Source organism: Mesorhizobium sp. CO1-1-8 (assembly GCF_020164875.1).
Classification (GTDB): Bacteria; Pseudomonadota; Alphaproteobacteria; order Rhizobiales; family Rhizobiaceae; genus Mesorhizobium.
The window spans coordinates 423,522-448,065 of the sequence record NZ_JAIUGZ010000004.1 but is presented as its reverse complement, the minus strand read 5'-3'; the positions used below and the strand labels follow the sequence as shown (position 1 = coordinate 448,065).

The 24,544-nt window shown below is 63.9% G+C and carries 26 protein-coding genes and 2 pseudogenes; 16 read left to right on the top strand and 12 right to left on the bottom strand.

Annotation, left to right across the window (positions count from 1 at the left end; genetic code table 11):
* Nucleotides 1-211 precede the first annotated feature (211 nt).
* The 3 genes from rlmN to LB558_RS11160 are packed head-to-tail and all read left to right on the top strand — an operon-like array spanning nt 212 to nt 2,372.
* Complete coding sequence (rlmN, locus tag LB558_RS11170) at nt 212-1,447, top strand: 23S rRNA (adenine(2503)-C(2))-methyltransferase RlmN (protein WP_224697603.1); 1,236 nt, start codon at nt 212-214, stop codon at nt 1,445-1,447.
* Nucleotides 1,444-1,893 carry a hypothetical protein gene (locus tag LB558_RS11165; protein ID WP_224697602.1) on the top strand — a complete coding sequence of 150 codons (450 nt, stop codon included), beginning with the start codon at nt 1,444-1,446 and terminating at the stop codon, nt 1,891-1,893. The genes rlmN and LB558_RS11165 overlap by 4 nt, the downstream gene beginning before the upstream one ends.
* Nucleotides 1,893-2,372: a hypothetical protein gene (locus tag LB558_RS11160; RefSeq protein ID WP_224697601.1), complete on the top strand. Its 480-nt coding sequence runs from the start codon at nt 1,893-1,895 to the stop codon at nt 2,370-2,372. Before LB558_RS11165 ends, LB558_RS11160 begins: the two co-directional genes overlap by 1 nt.
* Nucleotides 2,373-2,378: 6 nt before the next feature.
* On the opposite strand, the gene LB558_RS11155 is transcribed toward LB558_RS11160, so the two are convergent.
* Nucleotides 2,379-3,020, bottom strand: coding sequence for a LysE family translocator (locus tag LB558_RS11155; protein WP_224697600.1), 642 nt, complete (start codon nt 3,018-3,020; stop codon nt 2,379-2,381).
* A 125-nt stretch (nt 3,021-3,145) separates the two neighbouring features.
* A pseudogene (locus LB558_RS11150) lies at nt 3,146-3,369 on the bottom strand (EAL domain-containing protein); the annotation flags it as partial.
* Nucleotides 3,370-3,723: 354 nt separating this feature from the next.
* Between LB558_RS11150 and LB558_RS11145 the strand changes: the two are divergent.
* Together LB558_RS11145 and LB558_RS11140 are read left to right on the top strand one after the other, a co-directional pair.
* Entirely contained in the window at nt 3,724-4,947 is a 1,224-nt protein-coding gene (locus LB558_RS11145) for an argininosuccinate synthase (protein ID WP_224697599.1), read from the top strand.
* Nucleotides 4,948-4,952: 5 nt separating this feature from the next.
* The gene (locus LB558_RS11140; RefSeq protein ID WP_224697598.1) at nt 4,953-5,474 is read left to right on the top strand and encodes a hypothetical protein; all 522 of its coding nucleotides are present in this window, start codon (nt 4,953-4,955) and stop codon (nt 5,472-5,474) included.
* Nucleotides 5,475-5,546: 72 nt separating this feature from the next.
* On the opposite strand, the gene LB558_RS11135 is transcribed toward LB558_RS11140, so the two are convergent.
* Nucleotides 5,547-6,344, bottom strand: coding sequence for a lytic transglycosylase domain-containing protein (locus LB558_RS11135; RefSeq protein ID WP_224697597.1), 798 nt, complete (start codon nt 6,342-6,344; stop codon nt 5,547-5,549).
* A gap of 141 nt (nt 6,345-6,485) precedes the next feature.
* Between LB558_RS11135 and LB558_RS11130 the strand changes: the two genes are divergently transcribed.
* The 7 genes from LB558_RS11130 (at nt 6,486) to rpsP (ending at nt 13,385) form a co-directional block, all read left to right on the top strand.
* Nucleotides 6,486-7,733: a flavin monoamine oxidase family protein gene (locus LB558_RS11130; RefSeq protein ID WP_224697596.1), complete on the top strand. Its 1,248-nt coding sequence runs from the start codon at nt 6,486-6,488 to the stop codon at nt 7,731-7,733.
* Between the two features lie 91 nt (nt 7,734-7,824).
* A complete protein-coding gene (locus tag LB558_RS11125; RefSeq protein WP_224697595.1) occupies nt 7,825-8,922 on the top strand; it encodes a putative zinc-binding metallopeptidase in 1,098 nt (365 codons plus the stop codon).
* 62 nt (nt 8,923-8,984) lie between these two features.
* On the top strand, nt 8,985-9,584 hold the full coding sequence (locus LB558_RS11120; protein WP_224697594.1) for a DUF1236 domain-containing protein: 600 nt from the start codon (nt 8,985-8,987) through the stop codon (nt 9,582-9,584).
* 173 nt (nt 9,585-9,757) lie between these two features.
* Nucleotides 9,758-10,708, top strand: a complete 951-nt coding sequence (locus LB558_RS11115; protein ID WP_224697593.1) for a CPBP family intramembrane glutamic endopeptidase — start codon at nt 9,758-9,760, stop codon at nt 10,706-10,708.
* Between the two features lie 293 nt (nt 10,709-11,001).
* Nucleotides 11,002-12,612, top strand: a complete 1,611-nt coding sequence (gene ffh / locus LB558_RS11110; RefSeq protein WP_224697592.1) for a signal recognition particle protein — start codon at nt 11,002-11,004, stop codon at nt 12,610-12,612.
* A gap of 7 nt (nt 12,613-12,619) precedes the next feature.
* Nucleotides 12,620-12,952, top strand: coding sequence for a chorismate mutase (locus tag LB558_RS11105; RefSeq protein WP_224697591.1), 333 nt, complete (start codon nt 12,620-12,622; stop codon nt 12,950-12,952).
* 31 nt (nt 12,953-12,983) lie between these two features.
* Nucleotides 12,984-13,385 carry a 30S ribosomal protein S16 gene (gene rpsP, locus LB558_RS11100; protein ID WP_013528800.1) on the top strand — a complete coding sequence of 134 codons (402 nt, stop codon included), beginning with the start codon at nt 12,984-12,986 and terminating at the stop codon, nt 13,383-13,385.
* 80 nt (nt 13,386-13,465) lie between these two features.
* On the opposite strand, the gene LB558_RS11095 is transcribed toward rpsP, so the two are convergent.
* From LB558_RS11095 to LB558_RS11085, 3 genes and pseudogenes are all read right to left on the bottom strand, one after another.
* Nucleotides 13,466-13,729 (bottom strand): YMGG-like glycine zipper-containing protein, encoded by a 264-nt coding sequence (locus LB558_RS11095; protein WP_224697590.1) that lies wholly within the window; start codon nt 13,727-13,729, stop codon nt 13,466-13,468.
* Nucleotides 13,730-13,863: 134 nt separating this feature from the next.
* A pseudogene (locus LB558_RS11090) lies at nt 13,864-14,272 on the bottom strand (DoxX family protein).
* A 111-nt stretch (nt 14,273-14,383) separates the two neighbouring features.
* Nucleotides 14,384-15,289, bottom strand: coding sequence for a bestrophin family protein (locus LB558_RS11085; protein ID WP_127261572.1), 906 nt, complete (start codon nt 15,287-15,289; stop codon nt 14,384-14,386).
* Between the two features lie 241 nt (nt 15,290-15,530).
* On the opposite strand from LB558_RS11085, the gene LB558_RS11080 reads away from it, so the two are divergent.
* Entirely contained in the window at nt 15,531-15,938 is a 408-nt protein-coding gene (locus tag LB558_RS11080) for an ACT domain-containing protein (RefSeq protein WP_224697589.1), read from the top strand.
* A gap of 174 nt (nt 15,939-16,112) precedes the next feature.
* Here the strand turns inward: LB558_RS11080 and LB558_RS11075 are convergent, their stop codons facing one another.
* Nucleotides 16,113-17,147, bottom strand: coding sequence for an aspartate-semialdehyde dehydrogenase (locus tag LB558_RS11075; RefSeq protein WP_023814446.1), 1,035 nt, complete (start codon nt 17,145-17,147; stop codon nt 16,113-16,115).
* 437 nt (nt 17,148-17,584) lie between these two features.
* Here LB558_RS11075 and LB558_RS11070 point away from each other — a divergent pair, with 437 nt between their 5' ends.
* The 3 genes from LB558_RS11070 (at nt 17,585) to LB558_RS11060 (ending at nt 21,010) form a co-directional block, all read left to right on the top strand.
* Nucleotides 17,585-19,459: a DEAD/DEAH box helicase gene (locus LB558_RS11070; RefSeq protein WP_224697588.1), complete on the top strand. Its 1,875-nt coding sequence runs from the start codon at nt 17,585-17,587 to the stop codon at nt 19,457-19,459.
* Nucleotides 19,460-19,576: 117 nt separating this feature from the next.
* Nucleotides 19,577-20,284, top strand: a complete 708-nt coding sequence (locus tag LB558_RS11065) for a DUF805 domain-containing protein (RefSeq protein WP_224697587.1) — start codon at nt 19,577-19,579, stop codon at nt 20,282-20,284.
* A 72-nt stretch (nt 20,285-20,356) separates the two neighbouring features.
* Nucleotides 20,357-21,010 (top strand): DUF805 domain-containing protein, encoded by a 654-nt coding sequence (locus LB558_RS11060; protein WP_224697586.1) that lies wholly within the window; start codon nt 20,357-20,359, stop codon nt 21,008-21,010.
* On the opposite strand, the gene LB558_RS11055 is transcribed toward LB558_RS11060, so the two are convergent.
* The 5 genes from LB558_RS11055 to LB558_RS11035 all read right to left on the bottom strand — a co-directional run bounded on the left by LB558_RS11055 (nt 21,000) and on the right by LB558_RS11035 (nt 24,542).
* Entirely contained in the window at nt 21,000-21,482 is a 483-nt protein-coding gene (locus tag LB558_RS11055; RefSeq protein WP_224697585.1) for a GNAT family N-acetyltransferase, read from the bottom strand. The two genes, LB558_RS11060 and LB558_RS11055, sit on opposite strands and share 11 nt — an antisense overlap.
* A 4-nt stretch (nt 21,483-21,486) precedes the next feature.
* Nucleotides 21,487-22,590: a 3-isopropylmalate dehydrogenase gene (gene leuB, locus LB558_RS11050; RefSeq protein WP_224697584.1), complete on the bottom strand. Its 1,104-nt coding sequence runs from the start codon at nt 22,588-22,590 to the stop codon at nt 21,487-21,489.
* Between the two features lie 156 nt (nt 22,591-22,746).
* Nucleotides 22,747-23,097 (bottom strand): VOC family protein, encoded by a 351-nt coding sequence (locus LB558_RS11045; protein WP_224697583.1) that lies wholly within the window; start codon nt 23,095-23,097, stop codon nt 22,747-22,749.
* A gap of 10 nt (nt 23,098-23,107) precedes the next feature.
* Entirely contained in the window at nt 23,108-23,491 is a 384-nt protein-coding gene (locus LB558_RS11040; RefSeq protein ID WP_224697582.1) for a RidA family protein, read from the bottom strand.
* 121 nt (nt 23,492-23,612) lie between these two features.
* The gene (locus tag LB558_RS11035) at nt 23,613-24,542 is read right to left on the bottom strand and encodes a hypothetical protein (protein WP_224697581.1); all 930 of its coding nucleotides are present in this window, start codon (nt 24,540-24,542) and stop codon (nt 23,613-23,615) included.
* Nucleotides 24,543-24,544 lie beyond the last annotated feature (2 nt).

Here is a 24,544-nt window from a genome sequence, read left to right as displayed (position 1 = left end):
GAATACACGGCCCAGTGATCCGTTCCGGCGGCAAGGCGGATCGCGAATTTGACAGGCCGCCTGTCGGTTACACGGTTGGGGGGCCGATCGCGTGCCGGTTGCGTTCGCACTTCGCATGGCATGACTCCGCGATCAACCTGTGCTATGCGCCGCGCTTCCTTTCCGGCACGATGCATGAAATCGGCCGCAAACCACTTATATCAGTGCAACCATGACCCTTTCATTCGATCTCACCATTGACGGCGCCCGTGACGCGTTGCGCGCCCGCTCGGCACAGCCCGAAAAGCCGTCGCTGATCGGCCTGACGCGGGTCGAACTCGCCGAGGCTCTGGTTGCATCAGGCACTGTGCCCGAGCGCCAGGCGAAAATGCGCGCCCAGCAGCTGTGGCACTGGATGTATGTGCGCGGCGTCTCCGATTTCGCCGGCATGTTCAACATCTCCAAGGATCTGCGCGCCGAGCTGGACAAGCACTTTACCGTCGCCAGGCCCGAGATCGTCGAGGAGCAGATTTCCGCCGACGGCACGCGCAAATGGCTGTTCCGCTTTCCGCCGCGCGGCGCCGGCCGGCCGGTCGAGATCGAGACCGTCTATATTCCCGAAGAGGGTCGCGGCACGCTGTGCATCTCCTCGCAGGTGGGCTGCACGCTGACCTGCTCGTTCTGCCACACCGGCACGCAGAAGCTGGTGCGCAATCTGACGGCTGAAGAGATCCTCGCCCAGCTTTTGACCGCCCGCGACCGGCTCGGCGATTTTCCCGACCGCGACACGCCGGACGGCGCCATCGTGCCGGCCGAGGGCAGGAAAGTGTCCAACATCGTCATGATGGGCATGGGCGAACCGCTCTACAATTTCGAGGCGGTGAAGAAGGCGCTGCTGATCGCTTCCGACGGTGACGGCCTGTCTCTGTCGAAGCGGCGCATCACGCTGTCGACCTCCGGCGTCGTGCCGGAAATCTTCCGCACCGGCGAGGAGATCGGCGTCATGCTGGCGATCTCGCTGCATGCCACCAACGACGATCTGCGCGACTTGCTTGTGCCGATCAACAAGAAGTATCCGCTCGCCGAGCTGATCGCCGCCTGCCGCGCCTATCCCGGCCTGTCGAACGCCAAGCGCATCACCTTCGAATATGTGATGCTGAAGGACGTCAACGATTCCATCGAGGACGCCAAGGGACTGATCAAGCTGCTCAAGGGCATTCCGGCCAAGATCAACCTGATCCCGTTCAACCCGTGGCCGGGCACCAATTACCAGTGCTCGGACTGGGAGACGATCGAGAAATTCGCCGATTACATCAACAATGCCGGCTATGCCTCGCCGATCCGCACGCCGCGCGGCCGCGACATTCTCGCCGCCTGCGGCCAGCTCAAATCCGACTCCGAGCGCATGCGCAAGGTCGACCGGCTGGCGCTGGAAGCGATGATGATAGCGGGGCACGGCGAGGCGTGAACCGCCGCTTCGCCTGGTTGAAACGCCTAGCCATCATGGCGGTCGGCTATGTCGCCGCGGTGCTGACCTCGATCCTGGTACCGGTGCTGCTGATCGCGCTTCTGGAAGGCATCGAAGACGGCAACTGGTCCATCATTTTCGCCTTCGACTGGCTGGGCTCCTTCCCGCTCGCCGTGTTGACCGTAATGATCGGCGCGCTGTTGATCGTCGGTCCGGCGCTCTTTGTCGCCGAACGGTTTTCACTTCGAGGATGGTTCTACTTCGCCGCCACCGGTGCGATCACGTCCATCGCCTTTGGCGTATCCATGCCGCGCTCGGCCAGCAGCTTTGTGTTCAATCCGGGCTTTCTGGGTTTCCTCGCCACCGCCGGCATCGCCGCCGGTTCGGTCTACTGGCTTCTGGCAGGACGCAGGTCCGGCACGCGACAGAATCTGGGCCGAGATTGATGGCGCGTCTCGTCGGCTACCTCGTCCGTTTCACCGTCATCCTGTTCGGCTATGCCGTCGCCTCGCTGGCGGCGAGCGCCTTCCTCAACATCCTGTTGCTGGCATCGCTCGGCTACACGCCGGAGCATGCGCACCCGACGGCAACGGCTTCCCTGTATTTCTCAATTCCCTTCGCCGCCCTGTTCGTCGCCTATTTCGCCCTGATGCCGGCCTCTGTCGTCATCCTGCTTGCCGAAATCCTGGGCCGGCGCGACTGGCTGTTCTATGCGCTGGCAGGCGCGGTGGTTGCCGGTGTTTTCCTCGGGCTTTCCGACCACGGCGATGACACCGCCTTCGTCGTCAGGGACACCAGCGCCATCATGGCCGTGATCGGCAGCGGCATGGTCGGTGGTATCTTTTATTGGCTCAGCGCCGGGCGCTGGGCCGCAAGCTGGTGGCAAGGCGAACCAGGATCAGAAGAGGATAGCCGGGCAGGATGACGGCGCCTACTTCGCTTGGGCTGTCAGTATCTTGAGCGCGAAAGCGGAAAACACGCCGGCAAAGAGATAGTCGACCACCCGTGTGACGCGCGGGCTGGCCTTCATCGCCGCCGAAAACTTTTCCGCCGCCAGCACCATCGGCACTGTCACCGGGACCGACAGCACGATGAACATCAGCCCAAGGAAAAACAGCTTTCCCGGTGCGTTCGGATCATGCGCGGAGACGAACTGCGGCAGGAAGGTCATGAAGAACAGGATGATCTTCGGGTTGAGCAGATTGACCCCAAGGCCCGCCGCCCAGCTGCGCAACAGTGAAATCTCGGGGCCTGTCTTCTTCTCCGGCGAAAAGGCCGAGCCCCTGGTGATTGCCTGCCAGGCCAGGAAGACGAGATAGCCGGCGCCAAAGATCTTCAGCACGAAGAAAGCCATCGGCGAGGCGACGATCAGCGCCGAGACGCCGACCACCACCAGCGTGGTGTGGATCAGCGTGCCGCACAGCGCGCCGGCCATCGAGGCAAAGCCGGTGGCGGGGCCCTGGCTCAGCGTGCGCGAGACGAACAGAGTCATGTCCGGCCCGGGCGTGATCGCCAGGATGACCGTGGCGATGGCGAACTGGATCAGCGTGGTGGTGTCTGGAATGAACGACATGAACGGCCCCAGGGGATTGGGAGGCCTATACAGGATGCGCCATGACGATGCCAGACACAGCAGCGACCCGATCTCGATCCAGCAAGCGTCCGCACGGCATTCGCTGGACGGCCGGCCGTAGCGTCCTATGCCTGTCTGCTCAGCCGCATGTTCGCCGGCTCCTCCGCGACGAGTGGCTCGTTGCGGACATCGGCGTCCCCGGTGATCTGGTCGATCGGCTTGGGCCGGCCGAGGAATAGCCTTGCGCCTCGTTGCAGCCTTCGACTTGCAGGATGGTCAGCTGGACATGCGTCTCGACGCCTTCGGCAAGCACCGGAATGTCGAGGCTGCGGCCCAGCGTCATCAGCGCCGCCAGCAGGACAAGCCCAGATTATGCTCCATGGCGATGCATGATATAACGCGCATCAAAACGGCCCGAGCCCGAGGACACCCGCGACAAGCAGGCAAGAAGCCGCCCGGAACGTGGTCAAGGCGGCTTTGTCGCAAGTGTTAGCCGCACGGCGTGAAACTTGATTAAGTCCCTCCAGCAAATGCAGCCTTTGATTGCAGCAGGTTGTTTCCGCTGCCGGCATCGCGCTCCCGCCATGCGCTGGACCAGAAGCCATGCACGCACGCGTGCTTGCTCGCTCTGCCGTTCCTGCTAAAAGGCCCTCCGACAATCCGTGACGCCTCGGCTGGGGCGTCCGTCACCGACGGAGTAGAAATGTCCAAGGCCAAAGACGTCAAGAAGGTCGTGCTCGCCTATTCCGGCGGTCTCGACACATCGATCATCCTGAAATGGCTGCAGACTGAACTCGGCGCCGAAGTCGTGACTTTCACCGCCGATCTTGGCCAGGGCGGCGAACTCGAGCCGGCCCGTCGCAAGGCCGAGATGATGGGCATCAAGGACATCCGCGTCGTTGACGTGCGTGAAGAATTCGTCGCCGATTTCGTCTTCCCGATGTTCCGCGCCAACACCGTCTACGAAGGCACCTATCTGCTCGGCACCTCGATCGCGCGGCCGCTGATCTCCAAGCATCTGGTCGATATAGCGAGGGAAACCGGCGCCGACGCGATTGCGCATGGCGCCACCGGCAAGGGCAACGATCAGGTTCGCTTCGAGCTTTCGGCTTACGCACTGAACCCCGACATCAAGGTCATCGCGCCATGGCGCGACTGGTCGTTCAAGTCGCGTACCGACCTGATGAACTTCGCCGAGCAGCACCAGATCCCGGTGCCGAAGGACAAGAAGGGCGACGCACCGTTCTCGGTCGACGCCAACCTTTTGCATTCGTCCTCCGAGGGCAAGGTGCTGGAAGACCCGTGGGTGGAGCCGCCCGAATTCGTCCACCAGCGCACCGTTTCGCCGATGGACGCGCCTGATACCGTCACCGAGATCGAGATCGAGTTCCAGAAGGGCGATCCGATCGCGCTGAACGGCAAGAAGCTGTCGCCGGCGTCCATGCTGGCGGCGCTCAACGATCTTGGCCGCGACAACGGCATCGGCCGGCTCGACCTGGTCGAGAACCGCTTTGTCGGCATGAAATCGCGTGGCGTCTACGAAACACCCGGCGGCGCCATCCTGATCGTCGCGCATCGCGCCATCGAATCGATCACGCTCGACCGGGGTGCCGCCCACCTCAAGGACGAGTTCATGCCGCGCTACGCCGAGCTGATCTACAACGGCTTCTGGTTCGCGCCCGAACGGCTGATGCTGCAGGCGATGATCGACAAGAGCCAGGAAGACGTCGAGGGCACGGTGCGCCTCAAGCTCTACAAGGGCAATGTCATGGTCACCGGCCGCAAGTCGAAGAAGACGCTTTACTCCGATGCGCTGGTCACCTTCGAGGACGACCGCGGCGCCTACGACCAGAAGGACGCCGCCGGCTTCATCCGCCTCAATGCGCTGCGGCTCAGGACGCTGGCCGCGCGCAACCGCACCAAGTAGCGCGGATGCGCGGTTTCGGTCGCTGCCTGGCGCCGCTGGTTGTTCTGGCGACGCCGGCCGCCGGCCAGGAGTTCGACCCCGCCTCTCTCGACCTTCCCGCGCTTGTCGAGTGCAGGGCGGACGTTCCGACCTACAACGACTTTGCCCTGTGGCTGTTCAGCGCACCAGGGGCCGTTGAAATGCTTGGCTGGAAGGAGGTTGCCTCGGGCAATCCGTTTCTCAGCCAATACGAACTGCCGGCCAAAATCCGCGTGTTCAACCGCGAGACAGGATCGATCGTGTTTACGGCTGCGGGGCCGATGGCCGTGCTCGACGGCGTTGCCGCGCCGGACCTAGCCAAAGAACTCAACGTCATGGCGCTTCTTTCCACGCCGCAAAAATTCCTTGCCGAGAAGGTCGTTGTCCAAAGCACCGAACAGTCGGAAGGACTGACCTTCTCCACGGACGTCAAGCTCAACGTCTCGACCGTCGAGTCTCACCCCGGCAAGACCCTGGCCGGCTGCTCCTACACGCTCGAAATCCAATAAAAACCCGGCATTCGCGCCGGGTTTTCGATCAAGTCAAAAATGGCCGGGGCCTTCTGCCCCGGGCATGATCCGTCAATCGCCGTCGATCGCAGTGGCAATGCGGGCGATGGCCTGCTGATAGACGCTCGCGGAATTCCAGCCGGCAATTGCGCCCATATTCGCACTCGCGCTCGCGCCCGCCCGCCAGCCATGGCCCTTGAGGAAGTTGGCGGTGGAAGCCAGCGCCGTGCCCTTGTCGCGAAGGTTTCCGCCGCCGACGCCATATTTCAGGACGTTTCCTGGCAGGAACTGCGTGTGTCCGATCTCGCCATGCGCGGCCCCGACCGACGAGGCTGTCAACGCCCCGCGGTCGACCAGCTTCAGGGCTGCGATGGCATGCGGGTAAAAGAACTCCGGGCGGCGGCAATCATAGGCAAGCGTCAAAATGGCAGAGACGGTGTTCTGGTTGCCCATAGCCGAACCGAAGCCGGTTTCCATACCCCAGATGGCGAGCAACACGCCCGGCGACACGCCGTAATTCGCTTCGATCTTGGAGAAGAGCGCGGCATTCGACTTTTTCAGCGACCGGCCCTTGGAAATAATCGCTGCGCCACCACGACGCCGCATGAAATCGTCCACCGAGCCGCTGAAGGCCTTGTGAATGCCGCGGTCGACGGAGATCGTCTTTGTCGCGTAGTTTGCCCCGGCCAGAGCGGCCAGCCCCTTGGCGCCTACACCTTCCGCCCTGGCCTGCGCGGCAAAGTCCTGCTTCCAGGCCTCGAAGCCGGCGCCGGTCTTGCCGCAGCTGGCCGCCGCCTGTGCGCCCGTCGCCAGCGCAAGCACCGCCACCACGGCCGCTGCAAACATCTTTCCCTTGGCAAGAATTGCCATGTTGTTCTCCTGGTTGCCTGAATCACGTCCCAATTGCGAACTTGCCAGCGAAACGCGCACTTGTCACTGTCACCGCTGCAATGCTGGCGAATGCCGTGGAATTTGCCTACGATCAAGTGATTATTGTGGCAGGGGTGCTCCATGCAAGACGTTGATGCCGTCATCATCGGCGCCGGCTCGGCGGGTCTTGCCGCTGCCAGAACCCTGCAGGCGGCGGGGCTTTCGTTCACGCTGCTCGAAGCGATGGACCGAATCGGGGGGCGAGCCTGGACCAGCGACCAGCATTTCGGCGTGCCTTTCGACATCGGCTGCGCCTGGCTGCATGCCGCCGACCGCAATCCATATTTTCCCGAAGCCCAGGCAGCAGGCTGGACGTTGCATCATCACGACATGAACGTCGATCATCTCTACTACCGCGAGCGCAAGGCGAGCGAAGCGGAAGAAGCCGATATGAAGGCCGCCGACGCAAAGCTGTTCGAACTGCTGGCCAGGCATGAAGTGAAGGACGGAGATGACGATCGTCTTTCGGCGCTGTTGGCCAAAGGCCATGCACCGCGCGCCGCCGCCACCTTCGCCGGGCCGATGGATTTCGGTGCCGACGAAGACGAAATCTCGATACTGGACTTCCAGGCCGCTGCCGATCTCGACCCGAACTACTTCAGCAAGGAGGGCCTTGGCGCGCTGGTGGCGCGTTTCGGCGCCGGCGTGCCGGTCGAACTGTCGACTCCGGTGCGCAAGATCCTGTGGGACGTGCCCGGCGTCGCCTGCGTCACCGATCGCGGCACCGTCCGCGCCAAAGCGGTGATCGTCACCGCTTCGCCGGCGGTGCTCGCCTTCGAGGAGATCGCGTTCTCGCCGGCCCTGCCCGACACGCATTTGGCCGCCTTCTTCGACCTGCCGATGGGCATGCTGACCAAATTGCCGGTCGAGATATCGGGGACCAGGCTCGGGCTGCAGCCCTTCGACGACCTGCTGATCGAACGGATGGCCAGGCACGATATCTATTTCCTGTGCTTCCCGTTCGACCTTGACCTGATGGTCGGCTTCGTCGGCGGCGATTTCGCCTGGGAAATGTCGGCGGCCGGCGAGGCGGCCGGCATCGACTTCGTCGTCGACCGGCTGTGCGGCATCTTCGGCGGCGATACGCGCAAGCATGTCGGACGCGCCATGATGACCAATTGGGGCGGCGAGCGCTTCGTGCGCGGTGCCTATGCCGCCGCCCGCCCCGGCCGTTCACTGGCGCGCGCGGCACTCATGCAGCCGGTGGCCGACAAGATCTTCTTCGCCGGCGAGCACCTGGCCGGTCCGCTGATGCAGACCTGCGGCGGGGCACGCCTGTCGGGCGAAACGGTGGCAAGACAGGTTGTCGCCCAGCTTGCGGCCCAATAGCTTCAGGAAAATGTGGAACGCCGCGCGGCTGTCCGCGTTGGGCACGGGCCGCCGTGAACATCTATGTCACCTCCGGTGAATTGAGACCGACATGAAACTTTTCGACTGCCCGCATTGCGGCCATCGCATCTATTTCGAGAACGCCCAGTGCCTGAACTGCGGGAACCCCGTGCTCTACGATCCCGAGCACGCGCGCTTTGCGCTGGCGGGCGTCGACGGCATCTTCCAGTGCACCAACGCCGACGAATGCGCCTGCAACTGGATGGCGGAACCGGGTCACGCTTTTTGCCGCGCCTGCGTGCTGAACCAGCTGATCCCGAACCTCTCCGTCGACGGCAACCGCCGCCGCTGGATCCGTGTCGAAGCGGCGAAGAAGCGCGCCATCTATTCGCTGCTGGCCTTCGGGCTGCCGGTGGCGCCCAAGCAGAACCCCGCCGACGAGATCGGCCTGGCGTTCGACTTCCTCGCCGATCCGATCGGCGGCGGTCCCGGCGGCGAGCGGATTCTGACCGGCCACGACAATGGCCTGATCACGCTCAACGTCGCCGAGGCGGATTCGGCCGAGCGCGAGAAGCGGCGCGTCGAGATGGGCGAGAACTACCGCACCTTGCTCGGCCATTTCCGCCATGAGCTCGGCCACTATTACTGGGACCGCCTGATCCGCGACGATCCGCACAGGCTCGAAGCTTTCCGCGCACTGTTCGGCGATGACCGCGCCGATTACGAACAGGCGCTGAAGGCCTATTATGCCGATGGTGCGCCGCCCGACTGGCAGCAAGGCCACATCTCGGCCTATGCGACCTCGCATCCTTGGGAGGACTGGGCCGAGACCTGGGCTCACCACCTGCACATCACCGACACGCTGGAAATGGTGCACGCACTGAACTTTCCGCTCGGCCGGCTGGAGACGGTGGAGGCCAATGACTTGCCGCGCGGCGACACCGGCGGCGAATTGCAGGCCGCACCCTCGGAGCCGCCGACCGCGCCCGAGTCTTTCGAAAAGATCCTTGCCCGCTGGCTGGTGCTGTCGGAAGCCTCCAATTCGATCAACCGTTGCATGGGCCTACCTGACCTCTATCCCTTCGTCATCTCGGACGTCACGGCGCGCAAATTGGCCTTCGTTCACGAACTTCTGACCGATTTGCCGAAAGAAGCGGGAACAAATCGTGAGTTGGTGCAGGCGTTTTAGCGGGAACGCATAGGCCACTGACCCGTTTTCGCTGGCGAGGGACTATGAAACGGAGAGAAACTATGAAATCCCTGTTGTTTCCGGCGGTCGCCGGAATGCTGACCGCGATGTCGGGTGCCGCGTTCGCCGATACCGCCGTCTCAGCCGTCACCGATCTTAACGTGCGCGCCGGGCCCGGCCCGCAATACCCTGTGATCGGCGTGCTCGCCGCCGGCCAGTCGGCAACGCTCAATGGCTGCATCGAAAACAGCAAATGGTGCACCATAGCCGAGGCCGGCGGCCAGGGCTGGGTCTATTCCGACTATGTGACAGCCGATATTGGCGGCAGTCGGGTGGTGCTGACGGAACGGCGCTCCAGTGTTGCCGTCGTCTCGCCGCCGGAAGACATCGGCAACTACTCGACCGATTATACCGGCGCGATCGTTGCCGGTGAGCCGGTCGTGGACGCCTTCCCCCCACCCCCGCCCGAAATTAGAACCTATGTCGACACGCATAGCCTCGATCCCATCTATCTCGACGGCGAGGTGGTGACCGGCGCGACCTTGCCCGACACCGTCGAGCTGCGCGAAATTCCGGATTACAACTACCGCTATGTCTATGTGAACGGCCAGCGGGCACTGATCGATCCGCAGACGCGGCGCATCATGTACGTCGTGCGCTGACGACAATTGGCACAAGCGGCCGCTGCGACCGCAGCGGCCGCCAGCCGGCGGCACCGCAGCGCGTCGCCTCTCCGGCGCCGACGCTGCCCTGAGCGGTGTCCTTTGCAGAAAACGATTCCGATTTTGCGGGCCATCGGCTAGTCAATAGGCGATGACTTTGGCAAGGAGCCCGCGTGACCATCGATCCGGCCCCCTTCGAGCGTTACAGGCATTCGCCGAACGCCAGGACGACCTTGCCGCGCCTGTTGCTCGGAACGGGGATCGTCGTCCTTTTTTGGGCAGCAACCACCGTGGCCGTGCTGGTCGGCGGCACCTATGCCTTCTTCGCCTGGCAGGCGGCCCCATCATCCGGCATGCAGGGTTTCCTCGCTTCGCCCCTTGGCATCCTCACCGCGCTCGTCTCGTTCGCCGGCATCTGGATCGGTCTATGGGTCGCGATGCGCTGGGTGCATGGCGAGAAGCTGTCGGCGCTGCTCGGCAACAGCCGACGTGTTTCATGGTCCGGCTTCCTCAAGGGGGTGACCGGGGTGCTGATCACATCGTTCATATCCGAGGTCCTGCTCTATCTCTTGCAGCCGCAGATCGCGCGCGGCCCGATCGGCCTATCATCCTGGCTGCTGTTTGCGATCCCGATCGCCGCACTCACCTTATTGCAGACCTCGTCGGAAGAGCTGCTGTTTCGCGGCTACCTGCTGCGCGGCCTCGCCAGCCGGTTCAAGAGCCCGTTCGTCTGGGCGCTGTTGCCGGCTCTGCTATTCACCTCTCTCCATTGGAGCGCGAGTTCCTCGGCCGCGATCAACGCCTGTGTGCTGGCGTCGATCGCCGCTTTCGCGATGCTGCTGACGCTTGTGGTTTACGCAACCGGCAATCTCGGCGCCGCCCTGGGTGCTCACCTCGGCAACAACCTGACCAGCTTTCTGCTGATCTCGCATCAGGAAAGCTACAATTCCTTCGTCCTGTTCAACGCCAGGCCGCTCGAAGGACCAGGCTGGGCGACGTCGGATGCGGTTCTCATCGCCTTCATCGGCATTGCCTGCAGCCTGCTGACCGTCGTGCTGCTTCTACATCCGCGTTCGCCGCTCAAGGTCGCCGCCGAGCTTCCGGACCGGGCGAGCACGGCCTGATGCAGGCCCGGGAACGACGCAATCCGGTCTTTGTCTTGACTCCGCGTCCGATTTCCTGTCTACACGCCCCGAATTCCGCGACGAGTATCCCTCCGAGCAAGCCGACCAGGACGCCGAAGCCTCTTTGAGGTGAAGTGCTGTAAATCGATCCTGGAGGCCAACACCCGGCAGCGCTGAGCGCCCCCGGGTGCTTTTTGGTTTTGGCTTTTGGTTGGACCGGCTTTTGGTTGGATATTGGGCGCGAACGCATTACCTCTCGGGCACCATCCGGATGCCAGGGAAAAGGAAAACGAATGTTTGAATCGCTACAGGAACGTCTTGGTTCGATCCTGAACGGCCTCACCGGCCGCGGCGCGCTGTCGGAGGCTGATGTCTCGGCAGCGCTACGCGAGGTGCGCCGTGCGCTGCTCGAGGCCGACGTTGCGCTGGAAGTGGTGCGCTCCTTCACCGACAAGGTGCGCGAGAAGGCCGTCGGCGCTGCCTTGGTCAAGTCGATCAAGCCCGGCCAGATGGTCGTCAAGATCGTTCATGACGAACTGGTCGACATGCTCGGCGCCGAAGGCGTCGCCATCGATCTCAATGCCCCGGCACCGGTCGTCATCATGATGGTCGGCCTGCAGGGTTCCGGCAAGACGACCAGTTCGGCCAAGATCGCCAAGCGCCTTTCCGAGCGTCAGAACAAGAAGGTTCTGATGGCCTCGCTCGACACGCGGCGCCCCGCCGCGCAGGAGCAGCTTCGCCAGCTTGGCGAACAGGTCAAGGTCGCCACGTTGCCGATCATCGACGGCCAGTCGCCGGTCGACATCGCCCGCCGCGCCGTGCAGGCGGCCAAGCTCGGCGGCCACGACATCGTCATCCTCGACACGGCCGGCCGCACCCATATCGACGAGCCGCTGATGGTCGAGATGGCCGACATCAAAAAGGTGTCGAGCCCGCATGAAATCCTGCTGGTCGCCGATTCGCTGACCGGCCAGGACGCCGTCAACCTGGCCAAGAGCTTCGACGAGCGCGTCGGCATCACCGGCCTCGTGCTGACCCGCATGGACGGCGATGGCCGCGGTGGTGCTGCACTCTCCATGCGCGCCGTCACCGGCAAGCCGATCAAGCTGATCGGCACCGGCGAAAAGATGGACGGGCTGGAGGAATTCCACCCCAAGCGCATCGCCGACCGCATCCTCGGTATGGGCGACATTGTCTCGCTCGTCGAAAAGGCCGCCGAAAACATCGACGCCGAACAGGCGGCGGCGATGGCCAAGAAGATGCAGTCGGGCAAGTTCGACCTGAACGACCTTGCCGGCCAGCTTCAGCAGATGTCGAAAATGGGCGGCATGGGCGGCATCATGGGCATGATGCCCGGCATGGGCAAGATGAAGGACCAGATGGCCGCCGCCGGTCTCGACGACAAGATGTTCGGCCGCCAGCTCGCCATCATCTCGTCGATGACCAAGGCAGAGCGCGCCAATCCCGATTTGCTCAAGCATTCTCGCAAGAAGCGCATCGCCGCCGGTTCCGGCACCGACGCGGCCGAAATCAACAAGCTGCTCAAGATGCATCGCGGCATGGCCGACATGATGAAGGCAATGGGCGGCAAGGGCAAAGGCGGCGGCCTGATGCGCGGCATGATGGGCGGCCTCGCCTCCAAGATGGGCCTCGGCGGCATGATGCCCGGCGGCCCCGGGGGCATGGGTGGCATGCCGGACCTGTCGAAGATGGACCCCAAGCAGCTCGAAGCCTTGCAGAAGCAGGCACAGGCAGCCGGCCTTGGCGGTGGCATGAAAGGCCTTCCCGGCGGCGGTGGCCTGCCCGGCCTGCCCAGTGGCATGCCTGGCCTTCCCGGCGGCATGAAGCTCCCCGGTTTGCCCGGAATGGGCGGCGGCCTACCCGGCCTTGGCAAGAAGAAGTGAGGACGCCATGAACGAAGAAAAGGACATGGCCGACGCCCGCGCCCTCCTGGCCGATTACCGCGCCTCGATCGACAATATCGACGCAGCTCTCATCCACATGCTGGCCGAGCGCTTCCGCTGCACCAAGGCGGTTGGCGTGCTGAAGGCAACGCATGGCCTGCCGCCGGCCGACCCGGCACGCGAACAGCAGCAGATCGCCCGGCTTCGCCAGCTGGCGAAGGATGCCCATCTCGACCCGGATTTTGCGGAAAAATTCCTCAACTTCGTCGTCCGCGAAGTGATCCGCCACCACGAACAGATCGCCGCTTCCGCTTCCAACGGCGTGATGAAAACCAACTGAAACCCAATCAACGAATTTTAGGAGAAAAGAAATGCCCTTGAAGATCCGACTGGCCCGTGCGGGCTCGAAGAAGCGTCCTTACTACCACGTCGTCATCGCCGACGCCCGTTCGCCGCGTGACGGCCGGTTCATCGAGTCGATCGGCTCGTGGAACCCGCTGCTGCCCAAGGACGGCGAACGCGTCAAGGTCGACGCCGACCGCGTCAAGCATTGGCTGGCGCATGGCGCCCAGCCGACCGACCGCGTGCTGCGCTTCCTCGACGAGGCCGGCCTCGTCAAGCGCGACGCCCGCTCCAACCCGAAGAAGGCCGAGCCGGGCAAGAAGGCGCAGGAACGCGCTGCCCTTCTGAAGAAGGCGCAGGAAGACGCCGCGGCCGCTGTTGCAGCTGCCGCGGCTGCACCGGCCGAGGCGGAAGCCGCCACCGCCGAATAAGTATTGCCCTATCGCATCCAGGAAACGGCGGGCCAAGGCCCGCCGTTTTGCTGTCCGGTTCTGTCTGTAAGAGCTGCCAATCAATAACCGCTCGGGCAGCGGTCGATGTAGACGCGGCCCCGGCGATCGCGGTACCGGCATTGGCCGCTTTCGCTTGCATGGCCGATCAGCGCCCCGGCCACCGCACCGACAGCGCCTCCCACGACTGCGCCCTGCACCGGGTCTCCAGCCACCGCTGCGCCGACCGCGGCACCGCCTAGGCCGCCCACGGCAGCCCCTTTTTCCGTCTGCGAACAGGCGCCGAGCGGCACCAGCAGCGCCATCAAAAGCATCGTTTTCTTCATCGTCGTTCCTCTCCGATAGGGGCCGCCTCCGCCGCCAGGCGAATCTCTAACTCGCAACTCGGCGATTCGATCCCTAAGACATTGCCCGGCAAAGGGTTCCAGGCTTCGAGTTGAAAGCGATGCTTCGATCGGATCTATCGGCTGAACGGGATCAGCGCGCGGACCCTGGCATCGCGCAGATACAGGCCACCCCACAGGATAATGCCGAGATAGACGCCGAACAGCATGTGCGAGAACAGCGGGTTGGCAACGCGGACATTGGTGGCGATGGCGCCGCCCATATAGGCGGTGAGCAGGATGGCGCCGAGCACCGCGGTGCGCGGCAGCGCATAGAGTGCGGTCGAGATCAGGCCGATGACGCCAAGCATGCGCGCGACATTCGGATCGGCCGGCCAGCCGAGCGGCACCATCGTCTGGGTGACGATATCGAGCGGCGGCAGCTTGATGGCGCCGTCGAAGATCATGAACAGCAGATGACGCCCAGAGCGCGCGGCCGGTCCACAAAGCGCCCGGCGATACGGGCGCGGCTTCGGAAATGCTCATGACGGTCCCTCCTGGTGGCTCGAGCCCTTTTCGCTGGGGTCGACCCAAGGACGTGGCATGGGGCCGCGATCCGACAGCGGGGCGGATTCTTTTAAGCCCGCGCGCCTTCGCCTACGAAAAATAGAACTTTTCCGCCGGAATCATCTTCGGCGGCGTTTCGCCCAGCGCTTCGAACACCGAGATTTCGCAGACACGGCAGAGGCCGTCGAGTGCAAGGTCGTTGGCTTCGGTGCCGAACGGATCCTCAAGCTCTTCCGACAGCGCGTCGAGGCCGAAGAAAGTATAGGCGATCAACGCCGTGAACAGCGGCGTCGCCCAACCGGTGGTCGAGATCAGGCCGATCGGCAGCAGCAGGCAGACGATATAGGCCGTGCGATGCACCAGCAGTGTGTAGGCGAAGGGCAAGGGCGTACCGGCGATCCGTTCGCAGCCGGCCTGGATGGCGGCGATCGACGCGAGCCTCTCATCGAGGATACGAAAGCCGATCGTGTCGACGTCGCCCGCCCGGCGCTGCGCATTGGCACGCCGGCCCATGCGCCTGACCATCTCGTCCGCCGGATTGGAAAAGGCTGCGGCCTTGTCCGCCTCGGCGTCGATGAAGGCACGGGCTTCCTTCATGCTGTCGATCTTGCGCAACTGCCCGCGCAGGAAATGACAGAAGGCGAGCGCTTCCATCAGCAAGGCGCGCTGTTCGGTCTGGTCCGGGATGAGGCTGGTGGTGGCGCGGGCCAGGTTGCGCATTTCGAAGACCAGCGCGCCCCACAGCTTGCGCGCCTCCCACCAACGGTCGTAGGCGGCGTTGTTGCGGAACGAGAGATAGATCGACAATGTCACGCCGACCAAGCCGAAAGGCGTGATGTTGAAGACGCTGAAATCAAGCTGGAACCGGCGCGCCACGGCCAGGATGATCGCCGAATAAAGCGCGAAGCCCAATATCTGCGGCAGGATGCGTGGCACGACCGAACCGCGCATGATGAAGAACAGCTGCAGGAATGTGGGGCGCGGGCGAACGATCATCGAAGGCCTTTCACGGACCGGCATCGGCCCTCAGCGTCTCTAGAGCAATCCCAGGAAAAGTGTGAGACGGTTTCCCTTGGGGATTGCGTCAAATCAAAGCGATAGTGCGATACGACAGGCCGGCGGAGCCCGGCCGTCAGCGACATCGCCATGTCGTCCTTGCAGGCTATCGGCGGTCGATGGACGCGCATACTGAGGAGATCCGGGCCGCTGTCCGGGTCTCCAGTCGAAAAGAGCAAACATGGCCGGCGAAACCGATCTGAAGACACTGCTGGCATCGATGAGACCGGAGCTGCTCGCCGGCGCCTATGTATTCGTCACGCTGGCACCCGGCGTTCCTCGGCCGGAAGGCGTTGAGCCGGTGATGGTGTTTCGCGAGCGCGAGGGCGTGACACTGATCGTGACCGAGGAGGAGGCCAGCGCCGCGGCACTGACCGCTTCGTTCCGCTGCCGGATGCTGACGCTGAACATCCATTCGTCGCTGGAAGCCGTCGGCTTCCTCGCGGTCATCACCACGCGCCTGGCCACCGCCGGCATGGGCGTCAATCCGGTCTCGGCCTTCTACCACGACCATCTGTTCGTGCCGGCCGACAGGGCGGAGGAAGCGCTGGAGCTGTTGATGGAGTTGGCCGAGGAGAACAGAGCGTAGCGTATCGGCCAGAGCTGCCGATCTCCCCCTCGTGGGAGATCGACCTTCATCGATGCCTTCGCAAACCTTCAGCATCCCGGCCGCAGGCCGAGCCCGCGACCGCGGGCCGCCGGTCGTCCGGCGCCCCCGCGGAGGGCCAGCCGCGCTAGCGGCGGTGCGGCCCGTGAGCGAAAATCAAGCCGCCTTCTTCTTCGGCTGGATCAGGCCGCGCTCGACCAAAAGCTCGGCGATCTGCACCGCGTTCAGCGCCGCGCCCTTGCGCAGATTGTCGGAGACGATCCACATCGACAGGCCATTGTCGATGGTCGAATCCTCGCGGATGCGCGAGATGAAGGTGGCGTCCTCGCCGGCCGATTCCAGCGGCGTGATGTAGCCGCCGTCCTCGCGCTTGTCCAAGACCTGACACCCCGGCGCCTCACGCAGGATGTCGCGCGCCTCGTCGGCGGTGATCGGCTTTTCGAACTCGATGTTGACCGCTTCCGAATGGCCGATGAACACCGGCACGCGCACGCAGGTCGCCGTCAGCTTGATCTTGGGGTCGAGCATCTTCTTGGTCTCGGCGACCATCTTCCACTCTTCCTTGGTGGAGCCGTCGTCGAGGAAGACGTCGATATGCGGGATGACGTTGAAGGCGATGCGCTTGGTGAACTTCTTGACCTCGACGCCATCGGCGACGAAGACCGCGCGGGTCTGGGTAAAGAGTTCGTCCATGCCTTCCTTGCCGGCGCCCGATACCGATTGGTAGGTGGCGACGACGACGCGCTTGATGGTGGCGAAGTCATGCAGTGGCTTCAATGCCACCACCAGCTGCGCCGTCGAGCAGTTCGGGTTGGCGATGATGTTCTTGCGCGTGAAGAGCGAGATCGCGTCCGGGTTCACTTCCGGCACGATCAGCGGCACGTCCTGGTCGTAGCGGAAAGCCGACGAATTATCGATGACGACGCAGCCCTGCTTGCCGATCTTCGGCGACCATTCCTTGGAGACGCTGCCGCCAGCCGACATGATGCAGATGTCGGTGTCGGAAAAATCATACTGGTCGAGCGTCTTCACCTTCAGCGTGCGGTCGCCGAACGATACTTCCGTGCCCTGGCTGCGCCGCGACGCCAGCGCCACGACTTCGCTTACCGGAAAGCCGCGCTCTTCCAGTATGTTGAGCATTTCCCGGCCCACATTGCCCGTGGCGCCGACGATCGCTACCTTGAAACTCATCGAAAAATCTCCTGTCCCTCTCCGCTTGGTTTTTGGAGAAACCCGCTGGCCGGTGCGGGTTCCGTCCCCCGGGCCGAACCCGGGAGAGGGTGGTTAGGCCAAGGGAATCACACCGTTTTGGTGGTGGTTTTGGCCATAGTTTTGCTGGAACGAGGAGACGCGCCGACGCGCCCGGCCCAATGATGTGCATTGAGGCTGGGGGCATCGAATGCAAGAGGAGCCATCAAAAGGCCGCGCATCGAAACTGTCCCGTTCGGTGCCGGCTTTTACGCGGTTTGCGTCAAGAGTCAATTGCCGAGCGGCGCCTGGTTTTGCGCGCGCCCTGTACAATCGCGGCTGCGCGAAGTACGAACGGCCAAGATTGTTTGGCTGGCGCTAGGCCCGCCCCGGCATGTGCTCCGTGATGAGCGCGGACCCTAAAATTCCGAAAGAGTGAGATGTCCAACTTCGAAGCACTTGTTCCAGCGCTTGCCAGGGCGCTGGAGAAACGCGGCTATTCCGAGCTGACGCCCGTCCAGAAGGCAGTCGTGGCACCCGAGCTCGGCGAGGCTGATGCGCTGGTTTCGGCGCAGACAGGCTCCGGCAAGACGGTGGCCTTCGGTCTCGCTCTGGCGCCGACCCTGCTTGGGGGCGCGGAGCGCTTTGGCCACGCCGCGGCACCGCTGGCGCTGGCGGTGGCGCCGACGCGCGAACTCGCCTTGCAGGTGACGCGCGAACTGGAATGGCTCTACGAGCTGACCGGCGCAACCGTGGCGTCCTGCGTCGGCGGCATGGACATGCGCTCGGAGCGGCGTGTGCTGGAGCGCGGCGCCCATATCGTCGTCGGCACGCCGGGCCGGCTGCGCGACCACATCACCCGGCGCTCGCTCGACATGTCGGCGCTGAAGGCGGTGGTGCTCGATGAGGCCGACGAGATGCTCGATCTGGGCTTTCGCGAAGACCTCGAATTCATCCTCGACGCCGCTCCTGCCGAACGCCGCACACTGATGTTCTCGGCCACCGTGCCGCGCTCGATCGCCACGCTCGCCCAGGGCTATCAGCGTGATGCGGTGCGCATTTCGGCCGCCGGCGAGGAGAAGCAGCATCTCGACATCGAATACCGGGCGCTGAGCGTCGCCCAGCCCGACCGCGAGAACGCCATCATCAACGTGCTGCGCTATTACGAAGCCAAGAACGCGCTGGTGTTCTGCAACACGCGTGCCGCCGTCAATCATCTGACCGCGCGCTTCAACAACCGCAACTTCTCCGTCGTCGCCCTCTCCGGCGAGCTCAGCCAGAACGAGCGCAGCCATGCCTTGCAGGCAATGCGCGACGGCCGCGCAAAAGTCTGCATCGCCACCGATGTCGCGGCGCGCGGTATCGACCTGCCCAACCTCGAACTGGTCATCCACGCCGACCTGCCTACCAATCCCGAAACGCTGCTGCACCGCAGCGGCCGCACCGGCCGCGCCGGTCGCAAGGGCGTCAGCGCGCTGATCGTGCCCAACAGCGCCCGCAAGCGCACCGAACGGCTGCTGCAGAACGCCGGCCTCAAGGCGACTTGGGCGAGCCCGCCCTCGGCCGACGACGTGATGCGGCGCGACGACGAGCGCATCCTTGCCGATCCGGCTTTCGACGAGCCGGTGAAGGAAGACGAGCGCGGTTTCATCGACGCGCTGCTCGCCAGGCATGGCGCCGAGCAGGTGGCCGCCGCCTTCGTGCGCCAGTGCCGCGCCAGCCGCTCGGCCCCCGAGGACCTCATGGAGATCGCGCCCTTCACGCCGTCGCGTGAAAGACCGGCAGGCGAAGGTTTCGCGCGTCGCGACGAGGCGCCCAGCCGCCGCGACGATTTCGGTGACAGCGTCTGGTTCTCGCTGTCGATCGGGCGCCGGCAGAATGCCGAGCCGCGCTGGCTGATCCCGATGCTGTGCCGCACCGGCAGCATCTCGAAGCGCGAGATCGGCGCCATCAAGATGCAGCCGGAAGAGACCTACGTGCAGATATCAGCCGATTGGGCCGACCGCTTCCTCGCCGCCATCGGTCCCGATCGCAAGCTGCAAGGCAACATCCTGGTGAAGCGGCTCGAGGGTACGCCGGATCTGTCGCGCGCCGGCTATCAGCCGCCAAGCCCCGACAAGAAGCCGCATCGCGGCAAGGCGCCGTTCGACCCCAACGCGCCGAAACGCAAATTCGAGAAGCGTGCACCGGCAGCAGTCGATCAGCGCCCGGCCGCCGCGCATGACGCAAAGCCATGGGCAAAGAAGCCGGGCAAGCCGAAATTCGACACCACCGGCGCGCCCAAGCACAAGAAGGTGAAGAAGCGGCCTTCGTAGGACCGGCAACGAGCCTCATCCGCCCGCAATGACGTCGGCCGCATCCCGGATGCGGTCTTGCCCATCGGCTCGGCCCTGTGCCACATCTTGGCGGGGACGTGGCAAGAGGGGTGGCCTATGCGCGGTGAAGTGCTTCACTATGACGGCGACCAGGGGTTCGGCTTCATCACCGGATCTGACGGGAACCGCTACACCTTCACCCGCGAGAGTTTACGCCGGGAAACCGCTATGCCCAACGGTACCGTCGTCGAATTCCAGCCAGGCGGCGGGCAGGCGCGCGACGTGTTTTCCATCGCCGCCCCGACAGCTCCACCGGACGAGCCCCGCATCAAGGCGGCATCGGCCCAGTCCAGCGCTCCGCCTGCGGCGGCCCCACCTCCCGCGCAGCACTTCGGCCGGTCTTCCGAGCCGGCCGAGCCCACCGATCTCTGGGGCTACTTCTGGCGTGGCGTGACGCAGAACTATTTCAATTTCGCCGGGCGTGCCCGCCGCAAGGAATATTGGGGTTTTTTCCTGTTCTGGGTGGTCTCGCTGCTGGTCATCGGCGGCATCGGTCTTTTCGCCGACAGCGAAATGGGTAATTTCGACAGCAGCGTATCGGCGGCGGTAACCGTCGGCCTTTGCGGCACCTTCGTTCTGGCGACATTGCTGCCCAGCCTCGGCATGACGGTTCGCCGCATTCATGACATCGGGCTGTCCGGCTGGCTTTATCTGGTGGTGCTGATCCCGACCATCGGCAGCCTGATCATCCTGGTCTTCGCACTGATCCCGACACAGGCCCGGGAAAACCAGTGGGGACCGGTGCCGGCGGGCGTTGGGATTTAATGCGACGTGCATATTGCAATCCTAAGCAACCCTGGGTAGTATTCCCTATCGCAGCATGGATGGGGGGTAAACATGCGGGGCGCGGTGCTTCACTACGACAAGGATCAGGACTACGGCTACATCAATGGAGTTGACGGCAAGCGTTACTTCTTCACCCGTAACGATCTGACTCCTGGGGTGGCCCTCGTCAGCGGCGCCCTCGTCGAATTCCAGCCGGATGACGGCGCGGCGCACAATATCGTCACCGCGAGTTCGGCCGCCCCCTCGTCACCCCCCGGCCAGCCCAGCCGTACCGCCGAAAACCAGCCCACGCGTTCCACGGGACTGTGGGGATACTTCCGGAACACGGTGAGCGTGAACTATTTCAATTTCAACGGACGCGCCCGCCGCAAGGAATTCTGGGCCTTTTGGCTATGCTTTAATCTTGTGCTGGTGGCGCTTCTTGGCTTCGGGATACTCGTCAATTTGGCCGTCAACGGCTTCGGCATCAATGCGGGTAGGACGTCGATCGGATTCCTACCCGCCGCTGTCTTCGCCTTGGCGTTCGGCCTGCCATGGATCGCGCTTACCGTGCGGCGTTTGCACGATGTCGGTGTGAGCGGCTGGTTTGTGCTGCCCTGCTTCATTCCGGCTATCGGCGCGGTAGCCTTGCCGGTCTTGGGGCTTGCGCCGTCCCAGGTGGGCGAAAACCCATGGGGACCAGTGCCGGCAGGCGTCAGAGTTTAGCCGTCTTCAGCGCCTTGCCCGAAAGCCTGAGGAAGACCTTCTGGCCGTGGCGCTCGGCGCCAAGCCGGTCGTAGAAGCGCAGTGCGCCCTCGTTCCAGTCCTCGGTGGTCAGGTCGATGCGGCCGATGCCGTGGTTGAGGCAATGATCAGCAAGAAAGCCGATCAGCGCCCGGCCGATGCCGGCGTTGCGGGCCTTTTCGCACACGAACAGGTCTTTCAGGAACAGCAACCGTTCGAGATCGATACCTGGATGCGCGATCGCCACCGACGCCAGGCCGCTGACGTCGCCGTCGACGAAGGCGAGCGCGAAATGCGGATAGGCGGGGCTTTCCTCGCCAAGCCATTTGCGTGCGGCAGACAGGGCCCGGTCGGCATCGAGAGGCGGCTGCCGGTAATGCTCCGCCATCTCGCACAATATGGCCGCGAGTGCCGCTGCGTCCTCGATCGTCGCCCAGCGGACGTCGACCGCCATGGGATCACCCCAGGAATTTGGCGATGATCGCGTCGCCCATCTCAACGGTGCCGACCTCGGTCATGCCGTCGGACATGATGTCTTTGGTGCGCAAGCCCTGATCAAGCACGGCGGCGATCGCGCCTTCGACGCGGTCGGCTTCCTCGACCATGCCGAAGGAATAGCGCAGGCACATGGCGAAGGAGGCGATCATGGCGATCGGGTTGGCAATGCCCTTGCCGGCAATGTCGGGCGCCGAGCCGTGCACCGGCTCGTACAGCGCCTTGCGCTTCTTGGTCTTCACATCAGGCGCGCCGAGCGAGGCCGACGGCAGCATGCCGATCGAGCCGGTCAGCATGGCGGCAATGTCGGACAGCATGTCGCCGAACAGATTGTCGGTGACGATGACGTCGAACTGTTTTGGCCAGCGCACCAGCTGCATGCCGCCGGCATCGGCCAGCATATGGTCGAGCTTGACGTCGGAATAGCGCGTTTTGTGGGTCTGGGTGACGACCTCGTTCCACAGCACACCCGACTTCATCACATTGCGCTTTTCCATCGAGGTGACGTGGTTCTTGCGCGTCCGGGCCAATTCGAAGGCGACGCCCGAAATGCGCTCGATCTCGAAGGTGTCGTAGACCTGCGTGTCGATGCCGCGTTTCTGGCCGTTGCCGAGATCGATGATCTGCTTGGGCTCGCCGAAATAGACGCCGCCGGTCAGCTCGCGCACGATCAAAATGTCGAGACCCTGGACCACCTCCTGCTTGAGCGAGGAGGACGCCGCCAGCGCCGGATAGCAGATGGCCGGGCGCAGATTGGCAAACAGCTCCATGTCCTTGCGCAGCCGCAGCAAGCCGGCTTCAGGGCGCACCTCGTAGGGCACCGCATCCCATTTCGGACCGCCGACGGCGCCGAACAGCACCGCGTCGGCCGCCATCGCCTTTTCCATGTCGGCATCGGAGATCGCCGCGCCATGCGCGTCATAGGCGCAGCCGCCGACCAGCCCCTCATCGGTGGTAAACCCGCTGCCGAGCTTGTCGTTCATGACCGCGATCAGTTTCTTGACCTCGCCCATGGCCTCCGGACCGATGCCGTCGCCGGGGAGCAGGAAAAGATGCTTCGTTGCCATGGAGAAACCGTCCTGGAAAGAATTTGAACCGGCGCTTTGCTAAACGCCAAGCGGCCCGTGCGCAAGGGGACGAGCGCCGAGATCCTTCACACCTCTTCTGTCCGGCGGACAAAGGGGGGTGCTGTCCCGCCAGCGTCGGAAGAGAGTCCTGCCCGCCTACCGATGCGAGAGAACGTTGACCAGCCGGCCAAACGGATCGCGGACGTAGAAGCGCCGCACGCCCCATTGCTCGTCGGCCGGTCCGTATTCGATGGCAAAGCCCGCCGCCTTCATGGCATCGAGCGCCGCATCGACATCATCGACCTCGATGGAGAGATCGGGCACCGGCGTGCCGGAACCGCCTTGTGCCATGAAGCTCACCTGGACATCCATCTTTGCTTGCGAGCCGTAGGTGGCGATCCAGCCAAGGTCCATCAGCACATCGAGCCCGAGCACGTCCTGGTAGAAGCGCTTCGCCGCCGCGACATCCGATGTCTCGATGTTGGCAACGATGCGCCGGACTTTCATCGTCGGACTTTCATTCCGTGCGCCGCAGCGCCGTCACCTCGATCTCGATCTTCATCTCCGGTCTGTTGAGCTGGCAGACGATCATCGTCGCCGCCGGCCTGATGTCGCCGAACGTCTCGCCGAGGATTGGGAAGACGATGTCCACGAAGGCCTGGTCGGTGATGTAGTAATGCGCCCGCACCACGTCAGCCAACTCGAAGCCGCCGTCCTTCAGCGCCTTGCCGATAGTCGCCAGGCAATTCCGCGTCTGCGCCTCCACCGTCTCCGGCATCGTCATCGTCGCATAGTCATAGCCAGTGGTGCCAGACACGAAGCACCATTCGCCCTGCACCACGGCGCGCGAATAGCCGGCGGTCTTTTCGAAGGGCGAACCGGTGGAGATGAGTGTGCGCATGGGTGTCCTCGCGATGGTTGCGGAGATTTTGCAGGGAAGGGGCAGGGCTGACCATGGGCCAACGCGGATGGATTGGCGGTGCAAACCGTTTCGATGTCGGCGGGCGGTTGCTGTGAAAGCCCTAGTTTGCCGACCCCAGTGCCTTATCCAGCGCCTCCTTCACATCGGCCGGCCATGTCGCCAAATCAGGCCAGGCATCTGGCTCCGGCTTGTCGCCGCGGCGGGCGAAGTAGAGCCTGTGCTGGGCAGGGTCGACCGCCATGAAGCCGTCATTGCCGCCGCAATCATGCGGCACGCAGCCGCTGGCATAGAAGGCGCCCGAAGCGGTCTTTTCCGTGCCGCCGCCGACCAGCAGGCTGGTCGCCATGTCGGGCATGTCCTTGCCGAGCAGCGACTCAGCTAGCCTGTAGACGGCCTCGTTGTGGAAGGCGTCGATGATGTTCTGGTACTTTTCCGGATCGATGTCTTTCCAGTCCGTCCCGGGTTCCGGCATGTAGGTCAGATTGCCCGAAATCGTCAGCCCGTCGGTCGGCGACCACTGCAAAGCCGGCTTCTGATCTCCCGGCAACAGATAGGGGACGAAATAGATGGCGTTGTCGGACACTGCCGAGGGCGGCGCGCCGCACTGGTCCTGCTCGACCGTGGTGCTCTGGATCGTGCCGCCATCCGGTTTCCAGACGATCACCGTCGCCGGCCCGCATTGGTTGCCGCCGTCGCCGACATCGAACAGCGCCACCTTGACGCCGCCGACCTCGACTATTTTGTCGAAGAAGACGTCATAATTGCTGGCCAGTTGCTGGCCGTCATAGGCGAGCACCTTCTCGCCATACTGTTCCTTCTGGGTGATGGTCAGCGTGCCGCCTTCGAATGGGACAGGGGCCTGCTTGTCGTCATCGGAAGCATCGGCGGCGTTCGTCCCCTGATCGGCGGACGGCTGCTCCGTCGCCGGAGCCTGCTGTGTGGCGGGTGCCTGCGTCTGCGCAAACGCGCTCACGGTTGGCCCCAGCAACAAGGCCAGCCCGCAAACGCCGGCAAGAAGCGAACGTGTCATGA

Excerpts from the sequence above, each read along its gene's own strand:
- LB558_RS11055 (WP_224697585.1), bottom strand. The coding sequence starts at position 21,482 with ATGGCGGTCGACGTCCGCTGGGCGACGATCGAGGACGCAGCGGCACTC.
- LB558_RS11065 (WP_224697587.1), top strand. The coding sequence starts at position 19,577 with ATGCGCGGTGAAGTGCTTCACTATGACGGCGACCAGGGGTTCGGCTTC.
- LB558_RS11145 (WP_224697599.1), top strand. The coding sequence starts at position 3,724 with ATGTCCAAGGCCAAAGACGTCAAGAAGGTCGTGCTCGCCTATTCCGGC.
- ffh (WP_224697592.1), top strand. The coding sequence starts at position 11,002 with ATGTTTGAATCGCTACAGGAACGTCTTGGTTCGATCCTGAACGGCCTC.
- LB558_RS11120 (WP_224697594.1), top strand. The coding sequence starts at position 8,985 with ATGAAATCCCTGTTGTTTCCGGCGGTCGCCGGAATGCTGACCGCGATG.
- LB558_RS11125 (WP_224697595.1), top strand. The coding sequence starts at position 7,825 with ATGAAACTTTTCGACTGCCCGCATTGCGGCCATCGCATCTATTTCGAG.
- LB558_RS11140 (WP_224697598.1), top strand. The coding sequence starts at position 4,953 with ATGCGCGGTTTCGGTCGCTGCCTGGCGCCGCTGGTTGTTCTGGCGACG.
- LB558_RS11160 (WP_224697601.1), top strand. The coding sequence starts at position 1,893 with ATGGCGCGTCTCGTCGGCTACCTCGTCCGTTTCACCGTCATCCTGTTC.
- LB558_RS11135 (WP_224697597.1), bottom strand. The coding sequence starts at position 6,344 with ATGGCAATTCTTGCCAAGGGAAAGATGTTTGCAGCGGCCGTGGTGGCG.
- LB558_RS11075 (WP_023814446.1), bottom strand. The coding sequence starts at position 17,147 with ATGAGTTTCAAGGTAGCGATCGTCGGCGCCACGGGCAATGTGGGCCGG.
- LB558_RS11130 (WP_224697596.1), top strand. The coding sequence starts at position 6,486 with ATGCAAGACGTTGATGCCGTCATCATCGGCGCCGGCTCGGCGGGTCTT.
- LB558_RS11060 (WP_224697586.1), top strand. The coding sequence starts at position 20,357 with ATGCGGGGCGCGGTGCTTCACTACGACAAGGATCAGGACTACGGCTAC.
- LB558_RS11095 (WP_224697590.1), bottom strand. The coding sequence starts at position 13,729 with ATGAAGAAAACGATGCTTTTGATGGCGCTGCTGGTGCCGCTCGGCGCC.
- LB558_RS11155 (WP_224697600.1), bottom strand. The coding sequence starts at position 3,020 with ATGTCGTTCATTCCAGACACCACCACGCTGATCCAGTTCGCCATCGCC.
- LB558_RS11040 (WP_224697582.1), bottom strand. The coding sequence starts at position 23,491 with ATGCGCACACTCATCTCCACCGGTTCGCCCTTCGAAAAGACCGCCGGC.
- rlmN (WP_224697603.1), top strand. The coding sequence starts at position 212 with ATGACCCTTTCATTCGATCTCACCATTGACGGCGCCCGTGACGCGTTG.
- rpsP (WP_013528800.1), top strand. The coding sequence starts at position 12,984 with ATGCCCTTGAAGATCCGACTGGCCCGTGCGGGCTCGAAGAAGCGTCCT.
- LB558_RS11045 (WP_224697583.1), bottom strand. The coding sequence starts at position 23,097 with ATGAAAGTCCGGCGCATCGTTGCCAACATCGAGACATCGGATGTCGCG.
- LB558_RS11085 (WP_127261572.1), bottom strand. The coding sequence starts at position 15,289 with ATGATCGTTCGCCCGCGCCCCACATTCCTGCAGCTGTTCTTCATCATG.
- leuB (WP_224697584.1), bottom strand. The coding sequence starts at position 22,590 with ATGGCAACGAAGCATCTTTTCCTGCTCCCCGGCGACGGCATCGGTCCG.
- LB558_RS11105 (WP_224697591.1), top strand. The coding sequence starts at position 12,620 with ATGAACGAAGAAAAGGACATGGCCGACGCCCGCGCCCTCCTGGCCGAT.
- LB558_RS11080 (WP_224697589.1), top strand. The coding sequence starts at position 15,531 with ATGGCCGGCGAAACCGATCTGAAGACACTGCTGGCATCGATGAGACCG.
- LB558_RS11035 (WP_224697581.1), bottom strand. The coding sequence starts at position 24,542 with ATGACACGTTCGCTTCTTGCCGGCGTTTGCGGGCTGGCCTTGTTGCTG.
- LB558_RS11070 (WP_224697588.1), top strand. The coding sequence starts at position 17,585 with ATGTCCAACTTCGAAGCACTTGTTCCAGCGCTTGCCAGGGCGCTGGAG.